Genomic DNA, 10,258 nt, shown 5'->3' with positions numbered 1-10,258 from the left:
TTAAAAACCTAGTAATATCAAGGCATAAAAAAACCCTCACTGTTCTAGTGAAGGTTAATTTTGTGGGCGCGAAGGGATTCGAACCCCTGACCCCTTGGGTGTAAACCAAGTGCTCTGAACCAACTGAGCTACGCGCCCTAAATATTGGACTGCAAATATAGACTTGTTTTTAATATCTCAAAAGATTTTTTCAAAAAAATTTAAATTATTTTAAAGTCACCTTTCGTTGATATAAAGCTTCAATTATCCAAACATTTTTAAATCACCATTTTATAGGTATTTAATATATTCGTCATAAAAATTAATCAATTGAAATATTACTCATATTTAGATAATCACAACCTAACTCTCGATGAGTTAAAACATCTTTCAAGTGAAAAATTAAAAGAAGTAGTTGATCATCTTAATCAAACAGATCACAAACTAAAATCCTCGTTAATAAGTGGATTGGAAGATCCTACTTTGAGGTCATACCATATTACTGTTGAAAAGAATACTTGGCTTAAGAGCATCCTCTTTGAAAAGTATGAAAATCTAACTGATGTAAATTTTGATCTTGATCTAAGTTCTCTAAATTATGTTGGTGGCTTCAAACTGTTTTTAGAACCTTATCTGCTTACTCATCTAAACCATTTAGTTGATGATTTCTTTAAGGAAAATAACCTAGATCCTCTCAAGAAAATCTTTCAGCATTCTGACCTATTTTCAAACGCTTGTATAAGTGAAATTTCGATCAAATTAAGTCAAAAAGTGAGTATAGGGATTGAGGCTTTATCATCAAACGAAGATTTCAAAACTAATGAGACTATAATATACCTAACCAATAAGGACTTTTACGGTATTTTAGAATTATTTGATTCTCAATTAAAGGATCAGATCAATGAACTACGTCATTCCATTGCTACGTGTTCAAAGGATTCTAAAATGGATTCGAATGGTGAATACCATTCATTTATAACACAAGTGCAAATCGCTTCTAACAACAGAAAGACTGAGGACACCATAATTAAAGAACCTGAGATCGACTTCAATGATATTCAAAAAGCCATTGAAGAGGTTACAACTCCGATTGAAGCTTCTTATCAAGATAAACAAACTAAACCTAATAAAAACCAGAACATATATATTATTTCAGGTATTTTAACGGTTTTGGTTTGTGCTGTATTTTATTTCCTTCCTACAAACGATAATGATTCTGAGCAGAAATCAACTTCAACTTCGCAAAACAAAAAAAGGTCTTCAAAATATGATAATCGCATTCGTTTCTATTATTCTTTAAAACGAAAATCTAAAAAAACGAACTCTATTCCAACTGAAAACTTAGCATACGACGAGGTCTATCCGTTTTCTAATCCTTATCCTAAAACATTTGATAATCTTTCAAACAATAATACGTCTTCAAGAAAACACAAGGTGAAAATTTCGAATAGTTCAAACCAAGATTTAATTGTTTTTAAACTAATGAAGGGTAAGGACAAATCATTATTTATACCTAAAAATGAATCTATATTTATTAACTTAAAATCATCAGATTCAATTCTATTTTATACTGGAAATGGATTTCAGTTTTCTAAATTTTCGCATTTCACAAGTGACCCACTAATTTCTGAAATTTATAAAGTTGAAACTATAAATGAAACACGAAATCCAGAAATAAGCATTAGTGCTGTTAATTCTCAATTGAGTTTGAAACAAAAATCCATCCCAGATAAAAATATTGAGACTAACAATACTATTAAATTAAGGAAACTTAACCTTGATGGGTTGTATAAAGACTATTATAATAAACTAAGAAACTAAAGTACTTCTGCAACTACAAAAGTACTTCCGCCTACATAGACCAAATCTTGGCTTGATGCGTTTGATAGCGCTGATTTATAGGCTTCTTGCACTGAATTAAATGCTTCTCCTTTTAAACCATTTTGTTTGAATTGCTCTTGAAGTATAACTGCTTCTAAACCTCTTTGAATATTGGGCTTACAAAAGTAATAAGCTGCTTGTTTGGGTAATAATGGAATAATTGAAATTAAATCCTTATCACTGACCACACCAAATACAACATGAAGTTTATGATAGGTTTCATTTTGTAATTGCTCCATAACATAAGTTAATCCTTCTTTATTATGCGCTGTATCACAAATTACCTTGGGTTGCTGCTGTAAAACTTGCCATCGTCCATTTAGTCCAGTATTAACAACTACCTTTAGAAGTCCTTTTTTAAGATGATCATCAGTAATCTCAAACTTCAATTCTTTAAGAAGCTGAACTGACTGCATTACAGTTTTTATATTATGCATTTGATAAGAACCCTTTAAATCGCTTTCTAAAACATTTTGAATCAATTGATCAGCAAAATATATTTGAGAACTTTCAGACTTTGCTTTATCAAGAAAAACTTTTGATGTTTTGGCTTGAGTTTCACCAATTACCACTGGTATATTCTTCTTTATAATTCCTGCTTTTTCTCCAGCAATTTTAGGCAATGTATTACCTAGGAATTGCATATGATCAAACCCAATATTAGTAATTACAGACAATTCTGGTGTAATAATATTTGTAGAATCCAATCGTCCGCCTAGTCCAACTTCAATAACAGCAATATCAACGTTTTGTTTTGCAAAATAATCGAATGCCATACCTACAGTCATTTCAAAAAACGACAAATGAATTTTTTCAAAAAACGACTTATTTCGTTTGATGAATCCAATTACAAACTGCTTACTTATGACCTCACCATTAATTCTAATGCGCTCTCTAAAATCTTTTAAATGTGGTGATGTATATAAGCCTACTTTATAACCAGCTTCTTGAAGCACCGAAGCTAACATATGACTTGTGGAACCTTTTCCGTTAGTTCCAGCTACATGTATTGATTTAAATTTTTTCTCAGGCTGAGATAAATGTCTTGAAAGAATAAGTGTATTAGAAAGATCTTCTTTATAGGCGGACTTACCTTTATTTTGATACATAGGAAGCTGGTTAAACATCCAATTTATAGTATCTAAATAATTCATAAACTACTATTGACCGACATCAAAGTTAATACTTACAAATCCTACTTGCTTAGCAGGTGCGTTTGCGTCAGCAGGCCATTTATGAGACATCGCAATTTTTCTAGCTGGCTCTAGTAAACACGGATGTGTATTTGTTGTACCTCTAATACCAGGCTCCGCTTTTATAACCTTTCCTTGACGATTCACTTCGATTCGTACCACAACTAAGCCGTATTCATTACAGTCTTGCTTGTAGATTTTTTTAGAAGGTCTTCCTCTTCCACCAAGGCCATAACCAACACCACCTTTTCCTGGTCCTGAACCACCAAAATAACTTGGCGCATATGGATCCCCATCTAGTTGCCCTTTATTTCCACCTTGGTTATCTGGTCCTTCACCTCCATCATCATTACCATTAGAATTCTTAACACCTCCTATGAGGTTGTCTAATTTTCTTTGTTTTTCTTCACGTTCTTTTCGCTCTCTTTCCTCTGCTTCTCGTTTCTCTCTTTCTATCCGTTCCGCCTCTGCCTTTGCTTTGGCTTCAGCTTCTTTTTGTTTTTTTATAGCTATAGCTTCTGCATTGTCTTCCGTAATTACATCTTCAGCTTTAGTAGTGGCTTCAGTTGGTTGTGATGGCGTCGTTTCTGGTTGTGGTTCATCCACTACTTTATCTTCAACCGCTTTTTTAGGTTGAGACAATGGTTTATTCCCACTACCAAAATCTGTATTTCCAAAATTAACAGCAACACCATATTCTTCTGGTGGATCTAAATATTGAGGTCCAACAAAAAACAATAACAAAAACAAAATCAATGTAATTAAACCTGTGATTCTGGCAGAATTTCGTTGATGTTTTGTTTCTAGGAATTTCACTTAAAACTATTTGTGTTATTTAAAATCAAAAACAATGCCGATTAATTCGGTTGCACCGCTAATATAACCTTAAACTTATTGCGATTAGCAATATCCATTACCTTAACCACATTTTCTACAGGCACTGATTTTTCAGCTCTCAATACTATAGTTGGTTGCTCTTGAGTAGATAAAATATCTATTAATTGTCTTTCTAAAACAGCTTCGCCGACGCGCTTTTGATCTATATAATATGTTAAGTCTTTTTTTATGCTGACTGCTGTAGACTTCTTGTTTTCAGTCTTACCACTTGCTTTCGGTAGAATAATATCTATTGCGTTTGTAGTAACTAATGTAGAAGCAATCATAAAAAAGATCAATAACAAGAATACAATATCGGTCATTGAGGCCATATTGAATTCTGGAGTGACTTTATTTCTTCCTCTAATATTCATATTAGATAGGCTCGTTTAAATGATCTAAAAACTCCACCGAGTTTGCTTCCATCTGGTAAACAACCTTATTAGTCTTTACCACAATATGGTTATACGCCACATACGCAATAATACCTACAATAAGCCCACCAACCGTAGTTGTCATTGCTGTATAAAGTCCACTCGCTAAAACATCCATCTGAATGGTTCCGCCTGCATTTGCTAATTCAAAAATAGAAAGGATCATTCCTACAACCGTACCCAGGAAACCAATCATTGGTGCAACACCTGAAATTGTAGCTAGTACACTTACATTCTTTTCTAAACTGTAAATTTCTAAACGTCCTGCATTTTCAATAGCAGTATTAATGTCCTCTAAAGGCTTTCCTATTCTTGTTATTCCTTTAGCGATTAATCTTGAAACTGGTGAATTTTGTTGCGCGCATAACATGTGGGCTGAATCTATCTTGCCATTACTAACATGATCTTTTATTTGATTCATAAAATTAGAATCAACTTTGGATGCCGCTTTAATCGCAAAAATGCGTTCGAAATAAATATATGTTGCAACAATTAAGAGAAGAAATAGAATAAGAATAATTACAATTCCTGAAGTACCACCACTTGAAATTAATTCAATTATGGATAAGGTTTTTTCAACCTGTTCCCCATCCGTTAAAACTTCAGTTTCATTCTGAATACTACTAAGTAATAACATATAATAGATTTTAAGTTTAAATGTTTATGTAAGCTATAACGCTAAGTTTTTGACTTAAGTATATTAAAATAGTCCTCTTGTTACCATAAAGGCTAAAGCACCAGCAATAAAGCCCACAAGAGCTAACCAAGAAATTTTCTTTAAGTACCAGAAAAAGTCAATTTTTTCCATACCCATGGCTACAACACCAGCTGCAGACCCAATAATTAACATACTTCCACCAGTACCAGCAGAATATGCAATAAAGTGCCATAATTGATCATCTAGTGCTTGATCAAACATTCCTAAACTGGCAGCGACTAGTGGTACATTATCAATAACTGCTGAGCCAATACCCAAAAGAATAACAACCAAATCAGAAACTACGGTGCCTGCTGGTTCTGTTCCTATTAAACCAACGCTTTCTTTCAAGTTTCCCGCAAAACCGAATAAAATACCGAGAGATTCTAAGGCTGCAACCGCCATCAATATTCCTAAGAAGAATAAAATACTAGGTAATTCAATTTTAGATAAAGAATAGTGTACAGGACTATGACTTGCATGCGCCTGGTGCTCACCTTGATCTGCCGCTGAAATAGCAAACTTAGAATTACTATAAATCTCAGCAAAAACAGCTACAACACCAAGAGACAACATCATACCAACATATGGTGGTAAATGTGTAATAACTTTAAAAATAGGCACAAAAACAATAGCACCAAGTCCTAAAAATAACATTGTAGAGCTGAATTTATTTTTTACTTTATCATCGTCTGGTTGTAACTCTAAATCACCTTTAAATGGCTTTAATAAAGAGGCAATAAAAGTCGGCACAATCATACATAGTAAAGATGGTATGAATAGATAGATAAAGAGCTTTCCTGTAGATACTTTATCCCCAATCCAAAGCATGGTAGTAGTAACATCACCAATTGGTGACCATGCACCACCTGCGTTAGCAGCAATAATAATTAAACCAGCATACCATATTCTAATGTCTCTATCCTTTACTATTTTCTGAAGAATAGATATTAAAACAATGGTTGCTGTTAGGTTATCAATAATTGCAGAAAGTACAAATGCTAAAATGGCAAACATCCATAATAACTTCTTTCTACTATTAAACTTAACCGCCGATTTTATTGTTGAAAACCCATCAAAATAATCGATGATTTCAACAATAGTCATTGCACCTAAAAGGAATACTAAAATCTCTGCAGTCTTTCCTAAATGATGAAGAAGCGTTTCTTCCATTAAATGCATTTTCTCTTCATGCGGAAGTAACCCAAAGTTATCCATTAAACTATGCTTCGCAGAATCAAACCACTCAGAAAAATCATCAATCCCGAGCGAAATTAATGCCCAGCTAATAGCCATCATTACTAAAGCCGGAATAAGTTTATCTATTTTAATATTATGCTCTAGAGTTATGGCTAAATAACCAAAAACAAAAACAAGAATAATGACGGTTTCCATATTGTATTTTTAAATTAGTTGTCTTAATGCTATCTCGAATGCAGTTTCGCTTATACCTGTATTCGTAGGATTATTTTCTTTTACCTCTTTAAGTGCTTTTCTTATAACTTCTGAGGTATCGCTAAAAATAGCTTCATCTGTCATTTGTACTTTTCGTTCCATAAAATATGCGAACACGCGTGCCATACCGCAATTAGATATAAAGTCTGGAATTAAACTTACTTTACTATCTGTATGCGCCATAATAGGTCCGAAAAAGATTTCCTTATCCGCAAAAGGCACATTTGCCCCGCAAGTAATTACTTCTAGTCCCGTACTGATCAATTGATCAATCTGATTTTGAGTTACAAGACGAGATGCGGCGCAAGGTGCAAACACTTCAGTCTCTAAAGACCAAATTTTTTCATTTATATCTTCAAAAGGAATTAAATTATCAGCTACAAGAGTATTTCCGTTTTTATGTAAGTATAATTCCTTTATTTCCGAAAATGAGAAACCTTCCGGATTGATAAGTCCACCAACTATATCTATAATACCAACTACTTTGGCTCCCATTTGAGCAAAATAAAATGCTGCAGCAGCCCCAACGTTACCAAACCCTTGTACTACAACGCGTTTGCCCTTAATTGAATCTTTATTAATATCATAGAAATGTTTTGCAGCAACAGCAACACCAAAGCCCGTAATCATATCTGCAACAGTGTACTTTCTACTAACGTCAGGCGAATAGTTTGCATTTTCAATGACCTTAATTACTCCTTGACGTAACTGCCCTATTCTATTAATTTTATCTGCCTGCGTTGGTTTAAAATGTCCTTCAAAAACACCTTCTTGTGGATGCCAAACTCCACTATCTTCAGTAATTGGAATGACCTCATGAATTTCGTCAACATTAAGATCACCACCAGTACCGTAATAACTTTTAAGTAATGGTGACACCGCAGCATACCAACGTTCTAAAACACCTTTTTTACGTGGATCGTGTGGATCAAAATTAATTCCAGATTTGGCTCCACCTATGGCAGGACCAGACACCGTAAATTTCACTTCCATCGTTTTTGCTAAGGATAACACCTCATTTCGATCTAATCCTTTTCGCATTCTTGTTCCACCTCCAGCTGCTCCACCTCTAAGTGAGTTAATGACTGTCCAACCTTCGGCATCAGTTTCAGAATCGTTCCAATGAAATACTATTTCTGGGGCTTTATTCTCAAACTTGTGAAGTAATTCTTTTATCAATTTCTATTATTTAGTTAGTTGTAACAAATATAAAAAACTCTAATACCTAAAAAGTGAATTAAACATTAATTTTAAACGTTTGGAACTAAAATCTTACCTGAAGAATGATCTTTTGTTGCACCTGTAACACTTCTTAAACAATTAACTTCATTTCTATCTTTTAGCACACCAAGAAAGCCGAATACTAGTGCCTCTTTAAACTCGATGATGTCATTCGAAGGAATCACAATTTTTGATGATGTATAATTATCTAAACGCTCAATTAAGAACTTGTTGTAAACTCCACCACCTGTGATTAAAACAATTGTATCAACCTTATTAATTACCTTTGATATCTGAATTGCAATATGTTCAGTAAAAGTTCGTAAAATATCTTCAACTTCGATGGAATATGAATCAATAAGCGGTAGTACTTTTTCTTGAACCCATTCTAGACCTAAAGATTTTGGTGGTCTCAAATTATAAAATCGAAGTTGGTTGAGTTTCTGTAATAACTCAATATGTACATTGCCTGTTCTTGCAATTTTACCTTCATTATCATATTCAAATCCAAGTCTTGAAACATAATAGTTCAAAACTATATTTACAGGGCAGATGTCAAATGCAATTCTTTTGTCATTTTCCTCATAAGATACATTTGCAAAACCGCCTAGATTTAGACAATAATCATACTCCTTAAAGAGTAGTCTATCACCTATAGGCACTAATGGTGCTCCTTGCCCTCCATATTTCACATCTTGAACACGGAAGTCACAAATAACTTTGTCATTTAGCAAATCTGCCAACAACTGATGATTACCTATTTGAACAGTAATTCCTTTTTCGGGTTGGTGCAAAGCTGTATGTCCATGAGATGCAATAAAATCTACTTTCGAAATATTGTGTTTCTTCTTAAATTTAATAATCTCATCAGCTAAGAGCTTTGTATAGCTGATATCAATCAGATCTAAATCTTCAGAAGTTAGCTCAACTAGATTTGAAAGTCTGGTTTTCCAATCAGAAACATAACTTATGGTTTGAGAATTAATGATTTCAAAGGACCAAATCTTATTAAACTTATAGTTAGCATAAACGACATCTATACCATCTAGCGATGTTCCAGACATTACGCCGATGACATTATAATTTAACCTTAACATATTCAGTAAAAATAGTGTTACTTATTGAAAATACAGCAATAAACACGTATATTTGTGTTCATTTTTTAACAATTCAATAATAATTTACTTTTATGGATTTTAACTTAACCGAAGAGCATTTAATGATTCGTGATGCTGCGAGAGACTTTGCTCAAACAGAATTACTTCCAGGTGTTATAGAACGTGATAATGCGCAAACCTTCCCTGACGAACTCGTTCGAAAAATGGGCGAATTGGGATTCATGGGAATCATGGTAGATCCTAAATATGGTGGTAGTGGTATGGACACTATATCCTATGTTCTCATAATGGAAGAATTATCTAAAGTTGATGCATCAGCATCTGTTATGGTATCAGTAAATAATTCTTTAGTTTGTTATGGTCTTGAAGCCTATGGTAGCGAAGCTCAGAAAGAAAAATATTTAACAAAATTAGCCACTGGTGAATGTATCGGTGCATTTTGCTTAAGTGAACCTGAAGCCGGTAGTGACGCTACATCTCAAAAAACTACTGCAATTGACATGGGTGATCATTATGTTATTAATGGTACCAAAAACTGGATTACAAATGGAGGACGTGCAGAAGTATATCTCGTAATTGCACAAACAGATAGAGATAAAGGTCATAGAGGAATCAATGCCTTTATTGTAGAAAAAGGAACACCAGGTTTTGATATAGGTCCAAAAGAAGATAAACTTGGTATTAGAGGTAGCGATACGCATACACTTCAGTTTAATGATGTTAAAGTACCTAAAGAAAATAGAATTGGTGAAGATGGATTTGGTTTTAAGTTTGCTATGAAAACACTTTCTGGCGGACGTATAGGTATAGCTGCTCAAGCCCTTGGAATTGCATCTGGTGCTTATGAATTATCCTTGAAATACTCTAAGGAACGTAAAGCCTTTGGTACCGAAATTTCAAATCATCAAGCTATAGCATTCAAATTGGCTGATATGTATACTGAAACAGAAGCAGCACGCCATTTAGTAATGAAAGCAGCTTGGGATAAGGATAATGATAATAATTACGACATGTCTAGTGCGATGGCTAAATTATATGCGAGTAAAGTCGCTATGGAACAAAGTGTTGAAGCAGTTCAAATACATGGTGGTAATGGTTTTGTGAAAGAATATCATGTTGAACGCCTTATGCGTGACGCTAAAATTACTCAGATATATGAAGGTACTTCAGAAATTCAAAAAATTGTAATATCACGAAGTCTATTAAAAGGTTAGTTCGGCTTTAATGTAACTAATCATATTATAAAAAGACATTTCTATACGAAGAAATGTCTTTTTTTTTTAACTATTCATATTTAGGAATTTTACAATTAGAATAAAAATCCTGAATAATTATAAAAAACAAAAAACCCTTACTTAAAATAAGTAAGGGTTTTCAAAAAAGGCGGCGACCTACTCTTCCACA

General features: G+C 33.6%; 9 protein-coding genes and 1 tRNA gene. 2 read left to right on the top strand and 8 right to left on the bottom strand.

What is annotated here, in order from left to right:
- Nucleotides 1–63 precede the first annotated feature (63 nt).
- Nucleotides 64–138 (bottom strand) — tRNA-Val (locus tag HRU50_RS15810).
- A gap of 171 nt (nt 139–309) precedes the next feature.
- Here HRU50_RS15810 and HRU50_RS15805 point away from each other — a divergent pair.
- Nucleotides 310–1,800 (top strand): hypothetical protein, encoded by a 1,491-nt coding sequence (locus tag HRU50_RS15805; RefSeq protein WP_296352255.1) that lies wholly within the window; start codon nt 310–312, stop codon nt 1,798–1,800.
- On the opposite strand, the gene HRU50_RS15800 is transcribed toward HRU50_RS15805, so the two are convergent.
- From HRU50_RS15800 to HRU50_RS15770, 7 genes are all read right to left on the bottom strand, one after another.
- Nucleotides 1,797–3,014, bottom strand: coding sequence for a folylpolyglutamate synthase/dihydrofolate synthase family protein (locus tag HRU50_RS15800; protein WP_296352253.1), 1,218 nt, complete (start codon nt 3,012–3,014; stop codon nt 1,797–1,799). The two genes, HRU50_RS15805 and HRU50_RS15800, sit on opposite strands and share 4 nt — an antisense overlap.
- A 6-nt stretch (nt 3,015–3,020) precedes the next feature.
- Nucleotides 3,021–3,869 (bottom strand): energy transducer TonB, encoded by an 849-nt coding sequence (locus HRU50_RS15795; RefSeq protein WP_296352251.1) that lies wholly within the window; start codon nt 3,867–3,869, stop codon nt 3,021–3,023.
- Nucleotides 3,870–3,910: 41 nt separating this feature from the next.
- Nucleotides 3,911–4,303 carry a biopolymer transporter ExbD gene (locus HRU50_RS15790; protein ID WP_296352249.1) on the bottom strand — a complete coding sequence of 131 codons (393 nt, stop codon included), beginning with the start codon at nt 4,301–4,303 and terminating at the stop codon, nt 3,911–3,913.
- A 1-nt stretch (nt 4,304) separates the two neighbouring features.
- Entirely contained in the window at nt 4,305–5,000 is a 696-nt protein-coding gene (locus HRU50_RS15785) for a MotA/TolQ/ExbB proton channel family protein (RefSeq protein WP_296352246.1), read from the bottom strand.
- 63 nt (nt 5,001–5,063) lie between these two features.
- Nucleotides 5,064–6,455 (bottom strand): sodium:proton antiporter NhaD, encoded by a 1,392-nt coding sequence (gene nhaD / locus HRU50_RS15780; protein WP_296352245.1) that lies wholly within the window; start codon nt 6,453–6,455, stop codon nt 5,064–5,066.
- Nucleotides 6,456–6,464: 9 nt separating this feature from the next.
- A complete protein-coding gene (locus tag HRU50_RS15775; protein WP_296352257.1) occupies nt 6,465–7,691 on the bottom strand; it encodes a Glu/Leu/Phe/Val dehydrogenase dimerization domain-containing protein in 1,227 nt (408 codons plus the stop codon).
- A gap of 74 nt (nt 7,692–7,765) precedes the next feature.
- Nucleotides 7,766–8,833 (bottom strand): anhydro-N-acetylmuramic acid kinase, encoded by a 1,068-nt coding sequence (locus tag HRU50_RS15770; RefSeq protein ID WP_296352243.1) that lies wholly within the window; start codon nt 8,831–8,833, stop codon nt 7,766–7,768.
- 92 nt (nt 8,834–8,925) lie between these two features.
- On the opposite strand from HRU50_RS15770, the gene HRU50_RS15765 reads away from it, so the two are divergent.
- Nucleotides 8,926–10,068, top strand: coding sequence for an acyl-CoA dehydrogenase (locus HRU50_RS15765; protein WP_296352241.1), 1,143 nt, complete (start codon nt 8,926–8,928; stop codon nt 10,066–10,068).
- Nucleotides 10,069–10,258: the final 190 nt, after the last annotated feature.

Origin of the sequence: Winogradskyella sp. (genome assembly GCF_013213835.1) — a bacterium.
In the GTDB taxonomy this organism is placed as follows: domain Bacteria; phylum Bacteroidota; class Bacteroidia; order Flavobacteriales; family Flavobacteriaceae; genus Winogradskyella.
The sequence above is the reverse complement of the archived record's forward strand: the minus strand, read 5'-3'. Positions and strand labels throughout refer to the sequence as shown.

What these genes read in the sequence shown, in the direction of transcription:
- nhaD (WP_296352245.1), bottom strand. Translation starts at nt 6,455, where the DNA reads ATGGAAACCGTCATTATTCTTGTTTTTGTTTTTGGTTATTTAGCCATA.
- HRU50_RS15765 (WP_296352241.1), top strand. Translation starts at nt 8,926, where the DNA reads ATGGATTTTAACTTAACCGAAGAGCATTTAATGATTCGTGATGCTGCG.
- HRU50_RS15785 (WP_296352246.1), bottom strand. Translation starts at nt 5,000, where the DNA reads ATGTTATTACTTAGTAGTATTCAGAATGAAACTGAAGTTTTAACGGAT.
- HRU50_RS15790 (WP_296352249.1), bottom strand. Translation starts at nt 4,303, where the DNA reads ATGAATATTAGAGGAAGAAATAAAGTCACTCCAGAATTCAATATGGCC.
- HRU50_RS15770 (WP_296352243.1), bottom strand. Translation starts at nt 8,833, where the DNA reads ATGTTAAGGTTAAATTATAATGTCATCGGCGTAATGTCTGGAACATCG.
- HRU50_RS15800 (WP_296352253.1), bottom strand. Translation starts at nt 3,014, where the DNA reads ATGAATTATTTAGATACTATAAATTGGATGTTTAACCAGCTTCCTATG.